This window comes from Cobetia sp. 10Alg 146, from assembly GCF_029846385.1.
In the GTDB taxonomy this organism is placed as follows: domain Bacteria; phylum Pseudomonadota; class Gammaproteobacteria; order Pseudomonadales; family Halomonadaceae; genus Cobetia; species Cobetia marina.
This window is the reverse complement of sequence record NZ_JARWKT010000004.1, coordinates 33,961-50,586: the sequence shown is the minus strand read 5'-3', so window position 1 is coordinate 50,586 and position 16,626 is coordinate 33,961. Positions and strand designations below refer to the sequence as shown.

Annotated in this window: 18 protein-coding genes; 5 read left to right on the top strand and 13 right to left on the bottom strand. The window is 61.2% G+C overall.

The window, feature by feature from the left end:
* Positions 1-21: 21 nt before the first annotated feature.
* Positions 22-555 carry a 2-oxo-4-hydroxy-4-carboxy-5-ureidoimidazoline decarboxylase gene (gene uraD, locus QD172_RS08510; protein WP_170877430.1) on the bottom strand — a complete coding sequence of 178 codons (534 nt, stop codon included), beginning with the start codon at positions 553-555 and terminating at the stop codon, positions 22-24.
* Positions 556-848: 293 nt separating this feature from the next.
* On the opposite strand from uraD, the gene uraH reads away from it, so the two are divergent.
* Complete coding sequence (gene uraH, locus QD172_RS08505) at positions 849-1,205, top strand: hydroxyisourate hydrolase (protein WP_279855478.1); 357 nt, start codon at positions 849-851, stop codon at positions 1,203-1,205.
* A gap of 9 nt (positions 1,206-1,214) precedes the next feature.
* Positions 1,215-2,462 (top strand): urate hydroxylase PuuD, encoded by a 1,248-nt coding sequence (locus tag QD172_RS08500; RefSeq protein ID WP_279855477.1) that lies wholly within the window; start codon positions 1,215-1,217, stop codon positions 2,460-2,462.
* Between the two features lie 83 nt (positions 2,463-2,545).
* Here QD172_RS08500 and QD172_RS08495 read toward each other — a convergent pair whose 3' ends face one another.
* Complete coding sequence (locus QD172_RS08495) at positions 2,546-3,190, bottom strand: TetR/AcrR family transcriptional regulator (RefSeq protein ID WP_271303006.1); 645 nt, start codon at positions 3,188-3,190, stop codon at positions 2,546-2,548.
* Positions 3,191-3,456: 266 nt separating this feature from the next.
* Between QD172_RS08495 and QD172_RS08490 the strand changes: the two genes are divergently transcribed.
* Positions 3,457-5,553: an NADH:flavin oxidoreductase gene (locus QD172_RS08490; protein ID WP_279855476.1), complete on the top strand. Its 2,097-nt coding sequence runs from the start codon at positions 3,457-3,459 to the stop codon at positions 5,551-5,553.
* 83 nt (positions 5,554-5,636) lie between these two features.
* Here the strand turns inward: QD172_RS08490 and QD172_RS08485 are convergent, their stop codons facing one another.
* Positions 5,637-6,176: a GNAT family N-acetyltransferase gene (locus QD172_RS08485; protein WP_279855475.1), complete on the bottom strand. Its 540-nt coding sequence runs from the start codon at positions 6,174-6,176 to the stop codon at positions 5,637-5,639.
* Between the two features lie 216 nt (positions 6,177-6,392).
* On the opposite strand from QD172_RS08485, the gene QD172_RS08480 reads away from it, so the two are divergent.
* Positions 6,393-6,620, top strand: a complete 228-nt coding sequence (locus tag QD172_RS08480) for a hypothetical protein (RefSeq protein WP_347882028.1) — start codon at positions 6,393-6,395, stop codon at positions 6,618-6,620.
* A gap of 57 nt (positions 6,621-6,677) precedes the next feature.
* Here the strand turns inward: QD172_RS08480 and QD172_RS08475 are convergent, their stop codons facing one another.
* The 5 genes from QD172_RS08475 to QD172_RS08455 form a co-directional block, all read right to left on the bottom strand.
* Positions 6,678-6,974, bottom strand: coding sequence for a S26 family signal peptidase (locus QD172_RS08475; RefSeq protein ID WP_279855474.1), 297 nt, complete (start codon positions 6,972-6,974; stop codon positions 6,678-6,680).
* A 58-nt stretch (positions 6,975-7,032) separates the two neighbouring features.
* A complete protein-coding gene (gene sodN, locus QD172_RS08470) occupies positions 7,033-7,533 on the bottom strand; it encodes a superoxide dismutase, Ni (RefSeq protein ID WP_176493247.1) in 501 nt (166 codons plus the stop codon).
* Between the two features lie 2 nt (positions 7,534-7,535).
* The gene (locus QD172_RS08465; protein ID WP_136937870.1) at positions 7,536-7,745 is read right to left on the bottom strand and encodes a hypothetical protein; all 210 of its coding nucleotides are present in this window, start codon (positions 7,743-7,745) and stop codon (positions 7,536-7,538) included.
* A 25-nt stretch (positions 7,746-7,770) separates the two neighbouring features.
* Positions 7,771-8,190 (bottom strand): hypothetical protein, encoded by a 420-nt coding sequence (locus QD172_RS08460; protein ID WP_279855473.1) that lies wholly within the window; start codon positions 8,188-8,190, stop codon positions 7,771-7,773.
* Positions 8,191-8,387: 197 nt separating this feature from the next.
* On the bottom strand, positions 8,388-9,107 hold the full coding sequence (locus QD172_RS08455; RefSeq protein ID WP_279855472.1) for a hypothetical protein: 720 nt from the start codon (positions 9,105-9,107) through the stop codon (positions 8,388-8,390).
* A gap of 675 nt (positions 9,108-9,782) precedes the next feature.
* Here QD172_RS08455 and QD172_RS08450 point away from each other — a divergent pair.
* Positions 9,783-10,445, top strand: a complete 663-nt coding sequence (locus QD172_RS08450) for an NAD(P)H-dependent oxidoreductase (RefSeq protein WP_279855471.1) — start codon at positions 9,783-9,785, stop codon at positions 10,443-10,445.
* A gap of 97 nt (positions 10,446-10,542) precedes the next feature.
* Here QD172_RS08450 and QD172_RS08445 read toward each other — a convergent pair whose 3' ends face one another.
* The 5 genes from QD172_RS08445 to QD172_RS08425 all read right to left on the bottom strand — a co-directional run bounded on the left by QD172_RS08445 (position 10,543) and on the right by QD172_RS08425 (position 16,617).
* Positions 10,543-11,601 (bottom strand): type II asparaginase, encoded by a 1,059-nt coding sequence (locus tag QD172_RS08445; protein ID WP_219815816.1) that lies wholly within the window; start codon positions 11,599-11,601, stop codon positions 10,543-10,545.
* A gap of 283 nt (positions 11,602-11,884) precedes the next feature.
* Positions 11,885-13,585: a gamma-glutamyltransferase family protein gene (locus tag QD172_RS08440; protein WP_279855470.1), complete on the bottom strand. Its 1,701-nt coding sequence runs from the start codon at positions 13,583-13,585 to the stop codon at positions 11,885-11,887.
* 79 nt (positions 13,586-13,664) lie between these two features.
* Complete coding sequence (locus QD172_RS08435) at positions 13,665-14,504, bottom strand: sulfite exporter TauE/SafE family protein (protein ID WP_054556070.1); 840 nt, start codon at positions 14,502-14,504, stop codon at positions 13,665-13,667.
* A 245-nt stretch (positions 14,505-14,749) separates the two neighbouring features.
* A complete protein-coding gene (locus QD172_RS08430) occupies positions 14,750-16,078 on the bottom strand; it encodes a TRAP transporter large permease subunit (protein ID WP_136937865.1) in 1,329 nt (442 codons plus the stop codon).
* Positions 16,075-16,617 (bottom strand): TRAP transporter small permease subunit, encoded by a 543-nt coding sequence (locus QD172_RS08425; protein WP_279855469.1) that lies wholly within the window; start codon positions 16,615-16,617, stop codon positions 16,075-16,077. The genes QD172_RS08430 and QD172_RS08425 overlap by 4 nt, the downstream gene beginning before the upstream one ends.
* Between the last annotated feature and the right edge of the window lie 9 nt (positions 16,618-16,626).

Here is a 16,626-nt window from a genome sequence, read left to right as displayed (position 1 = left end):
GAAGATGGCATGGGCGGCTGCCTAGCTCGCGTCCAGCAGGCCCGGCAGTCGCACTGCGGCAATGGCATCGATCTGATTCAGGGCTTCCTGAAATTCCGTCTCGGTGGATTGCGGCAGGCGTCGTTCCAGTTCGGCGAGGATGCTTGAGGCGCTATGGCCCTTCACGCAGATGATGAAGGGGATTCCGTGACGGGCCTGATAGTCGGCGTTGGCCTTGAGGAAGCGTTCGCGGGTGGCGTCATCGAGCTGGTCCAGCCCCGCGCCACGCTGTTCGCCTTGAGAGGCGGGCGTCAGACTCTCAAGCTTGCCGGCCGCCAATTCCGGGTGGGCGTCGATCAACTGGCGGCGCTCGGTCTCGCTTGCTCGGCGTACCGCCTCGGCACAGGCGCTCAGCAGGGCTTCGGTACTGGCAAAGGGGCGCTCTGCAGCGGCGCGTTCCACTACCCAGTCGGAGTGCTCATAGAGGCCGCTCAAGCGACGAGCAAGCGCTTCTGGTGGCAGGGCGTTGAGGGTGTCCAGCATTGCCAGATATTCCATCGGGGTTTCGATTGGCATGTGCCTTGCTCCAGAGAAGAAAAGAGAAAAAGACGTGAAGAATCCATTGCTTGCAAGGCACATGCCGCCGCCAGACAAGCCGGGACTCGCCCTTGAGGCAGTGCGTCTGCCGGGGAGACGTGTCCCCTGCACCTTGACCGTCAGGTCAGATTAGGCGAGTGCACTCCTGCGGTGCAATGCCACCAAAGCCCTGAGCCGTGACATGCCGAGCGCCATGCATCATTGATCGGATCAGCGGCTGCATCACGGACAACGCGTCAATGTCACACGCTACCCATCACAAGGAAATGACCGTGCCCAGACTTACCACGCATGTGCTCAACCAGGCTGAAGGCATCGCCGCCAGTGGCGTCACCATTCTCCTGGAGCGCCAGGATGCGCAGGGCAACTTCCAGCAGATTGCCCGAAGCATCACCAATCAGGATGGCCGTGTCGAGGCGCCATTGCTGGAGAACGCGCCATCGAGTGACGACGATCACTCCGGCGTCTACCGCCTGACGTTCCAGATAGGGGAATACTTTGCGGGGCGTCCGGTGGGCAAGGGCATGCTCGGGCGGGTGCCGGTCGAGTTCACGCTGGAGGCCAACGGCCACTATCACATTCCGCTGCTGGTCACTCCGTGGGCCTACAGCGTCTACCGCGGCAGCTAAGGAGCCGGCATGAGCGCATATCTCCTCGATTGGGCAATGCTGCTGACACGTTGGCTGCATGTCATGGCGGGTATCGCCTGGATTGGCGCCTCGTTCTTCTTCATCTGGCTCGACAATCGCCGCGAGCCTGCCCGTCATGCCCTCGATGGTCGTCCGGGGGGCGAGCTCTGGGCAGTGCACGGCGGTGGCCTCTACCATCTGTTTCGCCATGACGGCGTCAGTGAGACGCTGCCCAGCGAGATCCACTGGTTCAAGTGGGAGGCCTACGTCACCTGGCTGTCCGGGATGGGGCTGTTCACGCTGATCTATCTGCTGCAGCCGCAGGCCTATCTGATTGATCCGCGCGTGTTCGAGATGAGCGGCAGCATGGCCGTCGGTAGCGCACTGGGACTGCTCCTCGCAGGCTGGCTGGGCTACGAGGCGCTGTGTCGCAGCCCCCTCAAGCGCAGCGCTGCGGCGCTGTTCGTCGCGGTCGGTGTCTGGCTGACGCTGGCGGCTTGGTTCGCGACGGAGCTGTTCTCCGGGCGTGCTGCCTTCCTGCTGATGGGCGCGCTGATGGGCAGCATCATGGCGGGCAATGTCTTCAACGTGATCATCCCGGGTCAGAAGGCGCTGCTTGCCGCCGCGCAGCGTGGCGAGACCCCAGACCCGATCCACGGTCAGCGCGCCAAGCAGCGCTCGGTGCACAACACCTTCATCACGCTGCCGGCGGTCCTGATGATGATCAGCAACCATTACCCGCTGTTGTACGCCAATGACTATCGTCTCGGCGTCATCCTGCTGCTGCTGGTGACGGGGGGGCTGATTCGCATCGCCACGGTGGATCACCACAAGGGCGTCAAGCGACGTTGGGTACCGGTGGGAGCCGTAGCGGCGCTGATCGGCGTGATCGTGCTGTGTGCACCACGCGCTCAGCCCGCTCCGGCAACGGCCGGAAACGCCGCGTCTTCACCGTCCGTGGCGGCCAGCAACACCGCTGACAATGCGGTGATGGGAGAGAATGAGGCTCTGCGCGAGAAGGTCCGCCATATCGTCGAGCAACGCTGCGCCGGCTGTCACAGTGATTCGCCGACGCTGATCGGGCTTACCGCGCCGGCCGCAGGGGTCGCCTTCAATGGCTGGGAGGACATCCAGCGTCAGGCACTGCGCATCCACCAGCGCACGGTGGTCGACAAGAGCATGCCGCTGGCCAACATGACCCAGATGACCGATGCCGAGCGTCAGATGCTGGACGACTGGTGGCAGGCGACACAGTAGTCAACCATCCCCTTTCCATCATTGCTATGCTGTCGCCCTCGATAAGCCCTCGCCGATATCTTACTGGCGGGGGCTTTGCCGTTTCAGCCTGGGTGACGCGCCGCGAAGCGCGCCAGTTCATGTGGCTGGCAGGGTTCACCCACGAAGATTTCCACATAGTCAGCGACGCGCCCGATGCGCTCCGCGACGCTTTCCCGGGTGCGCATCGAAAGGTAGCCGATCTGGGTCAGGTAGATGGTGCGCGCTCGGACATCGGCCTGGGATTCAGACTGGCCATGACGCATCAGCATCGCGGTCAGTGCCTGAATGCGTGTCTGATCCGCCTGGTCGACGACGGCGGCAACGTCCTCGTTCTGCAAGCCCCAGTTGCGGATCGCCAGCTCGAAGCGAGAGTCGAACAGCGACTCATCCAGCCAGCAGTCGAAGACATTGAGCATGGCCTCCACCACCGTGGCGGCGTATTGCTCGCAGCGCCCGATCAGCCTGGCGGTATTGTGGGCATCCCAACGGGCGAGCAAGGCGGCGAGCAGGGCATCGCGGTCCTTGAAGCTCCAATAGAAACTGGTGCGAGACAGCCCCAATGTCTTGGCCAGCGTCAGAACGCGAACCGAGTCCACGCCTCCGAGCAACAGCTGCTGATAGGCGGCCTCCAGCCAATCCTCGGCCTTGCCACGTCCTTCCGTTCTGGCGCTCGCACTCTCGGGTCGTGTGGCGGTGGTCTCTGACATGGGGGGGCTCCTGAAGGGGCTGACAGGCGGGGGATGCAGTCGTCGGCTCGAAGATCCAAGCGTGACACCCGTACGGGGGTGAGTGGCGTGGCTCGAGCATGCTGTTTGCGACAGGGATGATTCTGTCTGCGCCAGCGGGACAAAAATGCCATTTCCAGCGACGCACGATCTGGATTCTAGGGCTATAGTCAGCTCATGTACACATGTGTACACGATCAAGGCATCTCTGTTTGTGATGTCTTATGACCTGACGTTCAGGAGGCCGCATGGCTCAGGATCCGCTGCTCACACCTTTCACGCTCAAGCACCTCACCCTCAAGAATCGCTTGATGATGACCTCCCACGAGCCCGCCTATCCCGAAGATGGCATGCCCAAGGCACGTTATCGCGCCTATCACGAGGAGCGTGCGCGCGCCGGTATCGCCTTGACCATGACAGCAGGCTCCGCCTCGGTCGCCCGGGATAGTCCGCCGGTATTCAACAATATTCTCGCCTGGCGTGATGAGGTGGTGCCCTGGCTGAGTGAGCTGACCGATGCCTGCCATGAGCACGGTACCGCAGTGATGATCCAGCTCACCCACCTGGGGCGTCGAACGCGCTGGGACAAGGCCGACTGGCTACCTGCCGTGTCGGCGTCGCATCGTCGCGAGGCGGCTCATCGCGCCTTTCCCAAGCGGGTCGAGGACTGGGACATCACGCGCCTGATCCAGGACTATGCGGACGCCGCAGAACGCATGAAAGCGGCGGGTCTTGATGGTATCGAGCTGCAGGCCTACGGGCATCTGATGGATCAGTTCTGGTCACCACTGACCAACACCCTGGAGGGGCCTTACGGCGGCAGTCTCGAGAATCGACTGCGCTTCACCATGGAAGTGTTGAGCGTGATTCGTGCCCGGGTGGGCAACGAGTTCATCGTCGGGGTGCGCTACACCGGGGATGAATGCCTGAGTGGCGGTCTGGATGCCAGTGATGGCCTTGCGGTCTCGCGCCTGCTGCGCGATAGCGGACAGGTGGATTTTCTCAATGTGGTACGCGGCCATATCGATACTGATGCAGGCCTCACCGATGTCATCCCGATTCAGGGCATGGCCAGTGCGCCGCATCTCGACTTTGCCGGACAGATTCGTGAGGCGATGGATTTCCCGACCTTCCATGGTGCCAAGATTCAGGACATCGCCACCGCGCGCCATGCCATCGCCACCGGCAAGGTCGACATGGTCGGCATGACGCGTGCCCACATGGCGGACCCGCATATCGTGCGCAAGCTGTTGGCCGGCAAGGAAGAGGATATTCGCCCCTGTGTCGGGGCCAATTATTGTCTCGATCGCATCTATCAGGGTGGCTCCGCCTACTGCATCCATAACGCCGCCACCGGGCGTGAGCTGGAGCAGCCGCATGACATCGTACCGGCCGAGGTCGCCAGGAAGGTGGTGATCATCGGAGCGGGGCCGGCAGGGCTTGAGGCCGCACGTGTCGCCGGTGAGCGCGGCCATCAGGTGGTGGTGCTGGAAGCGGCGGATCAACCCGGTGGCCAGATCCGCCTGACCGCACAGAGCGAGCGGCGTCGCGAGATGATCGGCATCATCGATTGGCGCATCAGTCGCTGCGAGGCGCTGGGCGTCGAGATTCGCTACAACGTCTTCGCCGAGGCCGAGGACGTGCTGGCGGAGCAGCCGGATGTCGTCATCGTCGCCACGGGCGGCTACCCCGAGGAAGACATGCCGCAGGTCGGCAGTGAGCTGGTCGTCTCCAGCTGGGACATTCTCTCCGGCCATGTCACGCCTGGCCGCAACGTGCTGCTATTCGATGATGCGGGAGACCACGCCGCACTCCAGGCCGCCGAGATGATCGCCAACACCGGAGCCAGGCTCGAGATGATGACGCCAGACCGCACCTTCGCGCCGGAAATCATGGCCATGAACCTGGTGCCCTACATGCGCAGCCTGCAACGTCTCGCCGTCACCTTCACGCCGACCTATCGCCTCGGCGGTGTCACGCGCGATGAGGAGGGCCAGTTGATCGCCCAGATCGGCAGTGATTATCTGGATGACGCCGTAGCGCAAGGCAAGGGCACCGGTGCCTACGCGGATCAGCGAATCGTCGATCAGGTAGTCGTCAACTACGGCGCCCGCCCGATGGAAGATCTCTACTTCGAACTCAAACCTTACTCGCGCAATGGCGGGGCAGTGGACTATGACGCCTTGATCGAAGGACTCGCCCAGCCTGTAGACGGCCCAAGCCCTGAACACACCGAGCGCTCAGCAGACGGCAAGTTCCAGCTCTACCGCATCGGCGACGCCGTCGCGACCCGCAATACCCATGCGGCGATCTATGACGCGCTGAGGCTGATGAAGGTGGTGTGAGTTTTGACATGCTCAGATCCAGACATCACTCAACCGTTACTTGAGCTTGTCCAAGGCTGATGCCTGACTCTTAGGTCGCAAGGTTATATCAACCGTGGGCGTATGCAGCGAATTTCCTCTACCTGAACCCCTCCCAGCTCAAATGACTTTCGCGAGCTGGGTTCTAGTGTGAAGCCAATTCGCTCGTAGAATCTCAGTGCTTTTTCATTATCTGCAAGTAACCATAGACTGGCTGAGGTATAACCTTTGGCGATTATTTCCTGCTGAGCACTGGCCCACAGAGAATGGCCTATCCCCATGGACCATGATTCAGGTGCAACATAAATCGCCCAGATTTCAGCTCGGTCGATGGAAGCATCTTTATCTCTTGAGGCTCCAAAGGCGACAAATCCAATAATCTGTTCAGCAATGCGGGCGACCAGCAACTGAGCTGATTGCTGCTCAATCATACGACGCCACATGATTTCACGGTCTGATACGGATAAAGAATTGAGGTAGCTCTCTGGGAGCATGCCGCGGTATGCATGTTGCCATGTCTTGACGTGTAGTATGGCGACTTTAAAGCAATCATTTATTGTAGCGTTCTGGATATTTACAGGCGTTGTCTTGTTGTTGATACACATAGGATATCTCTGCGCTTCAATAAGGAACTTTGTGTTAGCTTGTCGAGCTACGAATATAGTTCTGTCGCTATGAGTCGACGATCACATGTTCTTGAGTATGATTGAACCTCATGCAATCGATAGCCAATCCGAGATGACTAGATCAAACTGCCATGGCGCAAGGCAAGGGCACAGTGACTCGTCGATCAGGTAGTCGTCAACTACGGCGCCCGCCCGATGGAAGATCTCTACTTCGAACTCAAACCCCACTCGCGCAATGGCGGGGCAGTGGACTACGACGCCTTGATCGCAGGACTCGCCCAGCCTGTAGACGGCCCAAGTCCAGAGCACACCGAGCGCTCAGCAGACGGCAAGTTCCAGCTCTACCGCATCGGCGACGCCGTCGCGACCCGCAATACCCACGCGGCAATCTATGACGCGCTGAGGCTGATGAAGGTGGTGTGAGGGTGAGAAGAGAGGTGGGATATCACCGGGGAGCCATGGCAAGGGACAAAGAAAGGCTCACGTATTGTCTTGAGAGAAGGTGTGGATCACTCGCCCTTTGACCCGTCGACAAGACAGCAAGCCCATCTTTTCAGTCGAGGTACTGTCAGGATGGGTACCTTCCAGCCAGAGCATGCCGTCTGGTTGTATCGCGCGGATGCGCTTGATGATGCGGCCGAAGTGGGGGTGCCGTGCCACCACGATATCCCCGACGCGATAGCGCGATCTCCAGCGTTTCAGCGTGACGACATAATCTCCCGGCGCAAGGCCGGGAGACATGCTGAGTCCATTGACGCGATAGAGTCCGATGGGCATCCGTTCACTCTTGATCAATTCACTCTTCATCAGTTCTTTGGTGCGTCATGTCGTTGCCTCAATCCAGCTTCGGATAGACGACAGTTTCAGACGGCGGATACGGGCAGGTGGCGGTAAAGGTGGTGAGTCCCTTGGTATCCCAGAACGCCGCGGCGAATTCATTGATGAGGGTCAGCAGTTTCTCGCCCTTGTCGCGCTCGATGCCCTGTTTGCAGGCAGAGCCGGCCAGCATGATGCTGTGGACCAGTGCATCGATGTCCGGATAGGCGTCACGCTGCGGCTGCTTGATGTAGTCGCCCCAGATGATGCGGATCTCATGCTTGGCTTTCTCGGCGTGGCTTTCCTTCTGCTCCACCAGACGGGCGAGCAAGGCCTGGTCTGCCAGCGTCAGGCTGTCCTTCTGGCCCAGCTCATTGATGAGGTCCATGAAGCGGATCACGCTGAGTGCGGCGATCTGCGCAGCGGACGGGTCATAGATCTTGCAGGGGATATCACAGTGCGCGGAGGCCGCAGGGAGAGAGACCAGTCGGTCAACGGTGCGGAGCAGGGCATGAAGCATGTTCAATCCTCCTTTTGCTGAGTGGTCTGACGTTTGTGACGCGACTGACGAATGACAAAGAACGCGGTTCCGATGACGGCTGCGATGGCGCCATAGAACAGGGTGTGAACGAGGGGGCTGCTCCAGTCACTGTGGTCATGTCCCGGGTGGGCCAGTGCCGTATTGGCGGCGGTCAACAGCAGCAGTCCACTCGCGATGAGGGGTTTCTTCATGCCATATCTCCTGTGGGGGTGAGGATCAGTGATGGACCCGCGTCGCCGCATGACGCGCGGGGGTTGGCCGATAAGTCCGCTGACGAGAGACGCCCAGCCATTGCACGGTATTCATGATGTCCATTCGCACCTGGCCACTGCCGCGCAGCAAGGCTTGCTGGTGGGCATGGCACAGGCCCGGGGCGGAAAGCGCATGGGAGAGGCGGGCATGGGCAGCCTGCAGGGCGCTCATCGCCTGCGGGTGCTGCCCTTGGGTGCGATAGAGCTCCGCCAGGTTCTGATAGCTCACCACCAGCGCCGCGACGCCGCCTTCCGGGTCTGCACCGGGCATCAGAAAGATGTCTGCCAGGTGGCAGGCACTGAGATAGTGCTGCTCTGCCATGACGTAGTCGCCCTGTTCGAACAACGCATTGCCTGAGCGGGTTTCACGCTTCCATTGGTCCATGAGGCCCTCCTGTGACCAGGTGTCGTCAGTATGCCAATCTGCATGATTATGATAATCATTATCATTCAATGATGGTGCAATACCTCGACTGCTGCAAGGGCTCAGGGAGAATCCGTCAGAGACGTCCTGTGATACGTCTCAGGCTGGCAGGGCCAGGCAGGTGATGTCAGCGCAGCACCGAGCTTGAATGGAAGGGCTCATTGACGACTGGCAGTCGCCGGGGACGATTTGGGAAGACGGTCGCTGCCGCCATCAGACCCGGGTGAGGCAGAGGGTGTCGGACATTCAGGTGTCAGCGGCGCTGTCGGGGCTGAGGCATAGCGCTGTCTGGCCGTGTGCATGATGGTCTCCATGCTGGCGTAGACCATGTAGAGCTCTCCCAGATGCTTGTCTGTCCTTAGCGTGGCATCGTGAAGCGGCAACAGACCGAAGCGCTTGAAGATCTTCATGTTGGCGCGCTTGCACAACGCCAGAATCCCATCACCATTTCTGGATTTCACATGGCGTGCCGCTGCAGCCATCAACAGATTGCCATGGGCGAAACGTTTGGCCTCCGGGGCCATCACCAGACGGCTGAATTCATAGATGGCACCTTCTGGGATGGAAACGACATCACTGTCGTCAAAGAGGGTGCGCGACTCGAGACCGCCAGGTGTGATGCGAATGCTGCCCAGCAAGGTATCGTGCTGTGTGTCCATCAGGCAGATATGCTGACTGTTGCTGTCGATCACGTCATCGTGGTCCGTGTGCTTCTTGAGATATGCCTTGGCGACACCATGGTGTTGGTCACGCAGCTTGAGGACCTGCTGGAAGAGTGGATGGCGACGACCGAAGAATGACACCGTCTCTCGATGGGTCTGATGCGTGAAAGAAGAGGTGAACTGTGTGATGACGGCGACGTCGTGACTGTCTTTCATTCCCTTGCTGACTCCTCGTTTCCTGAGGTGGATGAGATATCTCATGCTTGTGGGATGGTAAAGCTAGCACTTTATTAGTTTTAGTGCATGTTTGTTGCGTCGCCATGACAGGTTCATGATGGGGGAAGCCGGATGTCGGTCTGCGCGAGACTTTGCCCTGCGGGATCACGCCAGGACTGAAGCGCGAAGAGGGTATGGTCGGATATTTGGCGATATCATTGGCAAAAATGTCGCGAAAATTGGGTTGATGGCATGATTCTGGGTGGTTCGGCGGACGCGGTCATCCATCGTGAGCCATCTTTCCGCCTTGCCAGTGGCGGGGGGATCGTCGTCCATCGTCAGCAAGGAAATGGCGCAACCTCGAATATGCCATAACGCTACCCAAGGCTCATTGCTGGCGGAGATGTGCTGAGGAAACGGTGATATGGCGTATCGTTTCTTATTGAGGAATTCGTCGAAAGGGATCACGAGTTCGCGAGGTTAGCCCTGGGTGACGGGCCAAAATGGCGAAGACATCGAGTCTGATGTGTCGCTTCCGCTCACGAGATGCCACCAAGGGGGTTGCGGTCAATCTGCCAATCGGCCGAGATGGCAATGGAGCATGGTGGGAATGCGTGATTCAGGGGTGATGCGCTGCCAGAATCACCTTACATGACACACTTGAAGGAGTTGACAATGGCGCTCAAGATTCTGGTCTTTCTGGGGTCGGTACGGACAAGTTCCCCCCCATCCCCCGCACGTCTGGGAGAGCGGGTCGCCAGATGTTGCATGGCCAAGCTTGAGGAAAGTGGTCATGAAGCGGTGTTGATCGACCCCCTCGATTATGACCTCTCGGACCCCTTCAAGCCGCTGTTTTCCTATGCACAACGCAATGCCCCGCAGGACTTGCTCAATCTCGCCCAGGAAATTGAGTCGGCGGATGGCTATGTGATGGTCAGCCCCGAGTACAACCATTCCATGAGTCCGGCACTGGCGAATCTCCTGAATCACTTCGGCAGCTCGCTCTACTCCTACAAGCCGTCGGTGATCGCGACCTATTCCGCAGGACAGTGGGGTGGCGTGCGGGCGGCGGTCAACATGCGCACCTTCCTCTCGGAGCTGGGCTGCCTGCCGGTCTCGGCGATGATCCACGTGCCCCGGGCCCAGGACGTGCTCGATGAGGACGGCAGCTACACCGAGACTCAAGATGCCCAGAAATGGAGCGGCTATCTCGAGCGGGCCTTCGAACAACTTGCCTGGTGGGCGAATGCGGCCAAGCGCTATCACGAGAGTGAAGAGGGTGAAAAACGCCCCGGCGCGTTCACGCGCAGCCCCTCGCAGCGCAACGCGCCTGAATGAATCACTGAGTGTGGAAAAGCAACAAGGGACTGCCGTGGCAGTCCCTTGTTGCTTTGCGGGTCACTCTCACGCCGCGTCATGCGATCTGGCGGATGGCTTACTCGAAGTAGGCGCGCAAGGTGTCCATGTCATCGGTTTCGGTCAGCGCCAGCGAGAGCAGAATGCGCGCTTTCTGAGGGTTGAGTGCGCCGCTGCCGATACCCTCTTCCTTGGCCGTCACGATGCCGTTGCCGGTACGCGTGCTGCGAACGACTGGCAGACCCTCTTCCATCGCCTGCTTCACCAATGGCTTCAGAGTGTCCGGAATGGAGCCATTGCCGCTGCCGGCTATCACGATACCCTTGGCGCCATTGTCGAGTGCCGCGGTGAACAGCGCCGGGTCCATGTCCTGATGGGCGTAGATGATATCGACCTTTGGCAGGCCATCGAGGGACGTCACGTCAAAGTGTGGCTTGTCGGTCGGGGTCGCCGGTGTGTAGTAGAAGTGCGGCTTGCCGCTGATGAAGGCGCCCAGATAGCCCTGCTCGGTCGCCTTGAAGGTGTCCATCATGATGGCATTGGTCTTGGTGGTGTAATACGCCGAACCGATGCGGTCGTTGAGCACGATCATCGCCCCACGACCCTCCGCGCCTTCATCGGCGGCCAGCGTGACCGCCTCCAGCAGATTGAAGGGGCCATCGGCACTGATGGCGGTCGCCGGACGCATGGCACCCACCATCACCACCGGTTTGTCGCTTTCGACCGTGAGATCCAGGAAGAAGCCGGTCTCCTCCAGCGTATCGGTCCCATGCGTGATCACCACGCCATGTGTGGCATCGGTGGCCAGCGCCTCATTGATCGATTTCGACAGCTTTAGCAGGATTTCCTGATCGATGTTGCTGCTGCCGGTATTGGCGATCTGCTCGCCCGTCACCTCTGCCACGTCTGCCAGTTCCGGTACGGCATCCAGCAGTGCCTGCACGCCGATGCTGCCGGATTTGTAGTTGGTGGTGTCCGTGGAGGAGGCTGAACTGCCCGCTATCGTGCCGCCGGTCGCGTAGATCTTGACGCCCGGGTGATCCGCCGCATTGGCCTGAATGCCATAGGCCAGTGAACAGGCGGCGATCGAGATGGCAGCTACAAGGCGGCGAGGAGTCATGAAGGAAGCTGTGGTCATTGTGGTGAGTCGCTCTTTGTCGTTGTTGTCGGAGTTATCGATGCCAATGGCCTGTCGATACCGTGCTGGCCAATGAACATCCGATGCGTCTGTGCAGAGGCAGGCGGTTTGCCTCATGGTTTCCTCAATCATGAATAAGGAAAGTTTAATGTCATGACGAGGTCTCATCCCTGCCCCCCGGGGTCTGACGGGGGGAGGGAGGGGGGTGAACCGTACTATTGCCAGCATCAATCTGGGCAGCAATATCCCGGCCAGCTCGTGACGCTGAGCTGGCCGGATTTCATCAGGTCAGCGCTGCACCACCATCACTGCGCGGATCGTGTGCCGCCTCGACCTGGCCATCGGGGTGACGCATCACCGCACCGGCGTGACCCAGCGTATCGCTATAGGCGTCTTCCAGCACCTCTACTTCATGCCCCAGCTCCCTGAGTGCCTCCGCCACGTCACCTTCAAGGCGCGATTCGAGCTTGAGGCTGGTGCTGACATCGCCCCAGGTGCGACCCAGCAGCCAGCGTGGAGCACTGATCGCGGCCTGCAATGACATGCCGTGGCGGGCGATGCGCGTGAAGACAGCCGCCTGAGTCTGTGGCTGACCTTCCCCCCCCATGGTGCCGAAGGCCATCACGCGGCCATCATCGAAACACGCCAGTGAGGGATTGAGGGTGTGGAAGGGCTTGCGGCCCGGCGCCAGGCTGCGCAGTCTGTCGGGCGCCAGATCGAACGCCAGCCCGCGGTTCTGCCACATCACGCCACTGCTCGGCAGTACCATGCCACTGCCGAACTCCCAGTAGACGCTCTGGATGAAGCTGACGGTAGTGCCCTCGCTGTCCGTGGCGCCCATCCAGATGGTGTCGCCCTCGGCGGGCTCGTGGGGCCATTCCAGGGCGGCCTGCATGTCGATCATTGCCGCCTGCTGAGTCAGGGCATCCTGTGAAAGATGCGCCTGTTGCGTCGCGATGCCGCTTTCCAGCCCGCCCTCGAGGCAGTCTGGTGAGGTGATCAGGCTGTCGCGCACCAGGAAGGCGCGTTTGGTGGCCTCGATCAGCGCATGCAGGTGACGCGGTGTATTGCCCTCCGCTTCACTGATGCCGTGCCTGGCGCTCAATTCGTCGTAAAGCCCCAGAATCATCAGCGTCGCCAGTCCCTGGGTCGGGGCGGGCAGGTTGTACACCTCACTGTCGCGCAGGCGTACCTTGAGCGGGGTGACGCGTTGGGCGCGATAGCCGTTGAGGTCCTCCAGGCGCAGCGGACTGCCGGCGGACTGCAGTTCCTGCGCCATGTGCGCCGCCAGCTCGCCTCGGTAGAAATCGTCCAGCCCGGCATCCGCCAGGCGGGCGAGGGTCATGGCAAGCGCCGGCTGACGCAGGCGGGCGCCTTCCTCGAGCGCCGTCGGCTCCCCTGACTCGCTCTGACCCAGATAGCGCTGCGCAAACCCGGGTTGCCGTGACAGCACGGCCAGGTGCTTCTCGCTCAAGGCTTGCTGGCTGGCGCTGACCGCGACCCCGTCATTGGCATGGCGGATGGCCTGGCGCAACAGCGTCGCGAGAGGCAATGGCGCGCGCTCGGCGTCGGAGGTGTCTGCCGAGAAGGCCAGTGCCTCCTGCCAGCCGCCGATGGTCCCGGCCACCGTCAAGGCGGACAGCGGCCCACGGGTGGGGATGCTGTCGCCATTCACCAGGGGAGCGCCTGTCTCGTCATCGGCGACACCGTAGCCTTGCGCGGCGTAGAACTCTCGGCTGGCCAGCGCCGCGGCCGGCCCACAGGCATCGATCGCGATGGGGGCGAGGCCGGGTCGCTTGATCAGCCAGAAGCCATCGCCGCCGATACCATTCATGTGCGGATAGACCACGGCGATGGTCGCGGCCATCGCGACCATCGCCTCGATGGCATTGCCGCCGTCACGCAGGATGTCACGGCCGGCCTCTGCTGCCAGATGATGGGGGGCAGCGCAGGCCCCGCCGAATCCTCGTCGGGTATGCATCATGGCGTCTTGCTCCTGTGGATGTCGCTGTTGTTATTGCGCCGTTGTCATTGCGCCGTTGTCATTGCGCTGAGGGCGGAGATCAGCTGCCGGTGAACAGGTCGTAGAACATGCGCAGTGCCGTGAACATCAGGAAGATGGCGAAGACCTTCTTGAGCTTGGCGGCATCCATCGCATGGGCCAGCTTGGCACCGATCGGCGCACACAGCATGGTCGCCGGCACGATGGCGGCGAAACCGAGCAGATTGACGTAGCCGATGGAGCCCGGCAGCAGGTTCGGCTCCCCGATGCCATTGAGCAGGAAGCTGGCGGTGCCCGGCAGGCTGATCACCAGCCCGAGCGCTGCGCCCGTGCCCACGGCCAGGTGCATCGGAGTGCCGAGGGTGCTGAGGGTCGGCACGCTCAGGGTGCCGCCGCCGATGCCCATCAGGGTCGAGACGCCACCGATGAAGGTACCCAGCGCGCCACTGCCCAGCGGGCCCGGCAGGCCAGTGCCCAGCACGGTGGACTGACGACGGAACATGTTGAGCGCCACGAGGAAGGCGACGGTGGCAAACAGCCCCATCAGGACCGCGCCGCTGAACAGGTTGGACAGCAGGCCGCCGATGATGACGCCGATGATCACGCCCGGCAGCAGACGCTTGAGTATCGCCGGGTCAAGATTGCCCTTGGCGTAGTGGGCCCTGGCCGACATGATCGAGGTGGGAATGATGGTCGCAAGCGAGGTGCCGACCGCCTGGTGCATGCGGACCGCCTCATCGACACCCAGCAGGCTGAAGAGGTGAAAGAGCACGGGCACGATGACGATACCGCCGCCGACCCCCAGCAAGCCGGCCATCACGCCGGCAATCATGCCGGTGACGATGAGTGCGGCGATCAGACCGAGAATCCAGTGCAGTGGATAGGCTGAGAACAGTTCCATGGTGTTTCCTTGTAGTACCCGTATGGCGCGGGGTCATTCATTGCTGGTGAAAGTTGCCGACAGACGACATCGGCAGTCGAGGCATCTCCCTGGAGCGCTTTCTCTCGCGCTGTCTCCGAGGGAGTGCGAGCGGGTTGGCGAGCCAAGACATTACGCGTTGCTGAATTATCTTTTCAATGCCCTTGTGATGGCCAGGCCCCGTTGGTGGCGTCAAGTCGCCTGTCAGGCTGGCCATCGTGACCGGGTTACCAGCCGATGGCGTCCGGCAGCCAGGTGGCAAGACCCGGGAAGCAGAACAGCAGCACGACGGCCATGGCCTGCAGTCCCACGAAGGGGAGTACGCCGAGATACAGGTGGCGTGTCGTGACTTCCGGTGGCGCGACCCCCTTGAGGAAGAACAATGCCCAGCCGAAGGGAGGCGTCAGGAATGACATCTGCAGATTCATCGCCACCAGTACGCCCAGCCATACCATGTCGGTGCCATAGCCGATGAAGACCGGCAGGAACATCGGCAGTGCGATATAGCTGATCTCGATCCACTCCAGGAAAAAGCCGAGCACGAACAGTATCACCATCAGGAAGATGAGAGCGCCCAGTTCTCCCCCCGGCAGCAGATTGAACAGGTCATGCACCATGTTCTCGCCGCCCAGACCGCGGAAGGCCAGCGAGAATGGCTGCGCGCACAACAGGATGAAATAGACCATGGCGGTGATGGTCAGGGTCGAGTGCAGGCAAGCCTTGAGCATCGGGAAGTCGAGGCGCCGCGCCAGCAGTGCGATCACGAGACTGCCCAGTGCGCCCATCGAGGCCGCCTCGGTGGGGGCGGCCACGCCACCCAGAATCGAGCCCAGTACCGCGAAGACCAGCATCAGCGGCGGAATCACGCTGCGCGCCAGATCCCTCAGCAATTCCTTCATGCCGCCAGCGGCGGCGCGTTCCTCTTCTGGAATGGCCGGGACGAGTTCCGGCTTCCACCAGCCCAGCACCAGCAGGTAGACGATGTAGATGACCGCGATCGCCAGGCCCGGCACGAAGGCGGCGGCGAACAGGGTACCGACGGATTCGCCGAGAATCTCCGACAGCAGGATCAACACGAGGCTCGGCGGAATGATCTGCCCCAGGGTGCCGGAGGCGCAGATGGTGGCCGAGGCCACGCCCGGGTGATAGCCGCGGCGCAGCAGGGTCGGCAATGTCAGCATGCCGACGGTGACCACAGTCGCACCGACGATCCCGGTGGAGGCGCCCATCAGTACGCCGACCAGAATGATCGCGATGCCCATGCCGCCGTTCACGCCACCCATGGCGCGCCCGATGGTCTCGAGCATGTCCTCGGCGACCCGCGATTTCTCGAGCATGACCCCCATGAACACGAACAGCGGTATCGCCAGCAACGTGTAATTGGTGACCACACCATAGAGACGTGCCGGCATCAGGCTGAACAGCAGCGGGCCGAAGCCTGCCAGACCCGCCACGAAACCGGCCACCGCCAATGAGATCGCGACCGGAATCCCGATCAGCATCAGGATCAGGAAGCCGCCGATCATGCTGAGGGCAATCCACTCATTCGGACTCATGAAGGCACCTTGGTGTTGGATGACGTGATGGAAGAGGCGTCGGGCATGCGGTTTGTCAATGTCAGCAAGGCGCGCAGGCAATCCGCCACGCCCTGCAGGGCAAGCGCGGCGAAACCGATGGGGATGAAGGCCTTGAGCAGGTAGCGATAGGGCAGGCCGCCGGGGTCGGGTGAGCCTTCCATCAGCTGATACGACTGCTCGGTATAGCTCAGGCCGAGCCAGGCAATGGCCGTGCCGATGGCGATGGTCATCAGGGCGCCGAGCAGATCCACCAGCGCACGCCCCTTGGGGGAAAATCGATCATAGAAGACATCGACGCGAACGTCGGCGCGATGCTTGAGGGCATAGGAAATGCCCAGCAGCGCGATGGGGGAAATCAGGTGCCACTCGAATTCCTGGAGTGGCACGGGACTGATGCTGAAGAAGTAACGCAACAGCACGTTACTGGCGACCAGCACCACGAGTGCCAACAGCGAGTAACGGGCAATGATGCCCAGCCGCTCGATGATGCCCTCGAGACAGTGGATGACATGCAGCATGACATGACC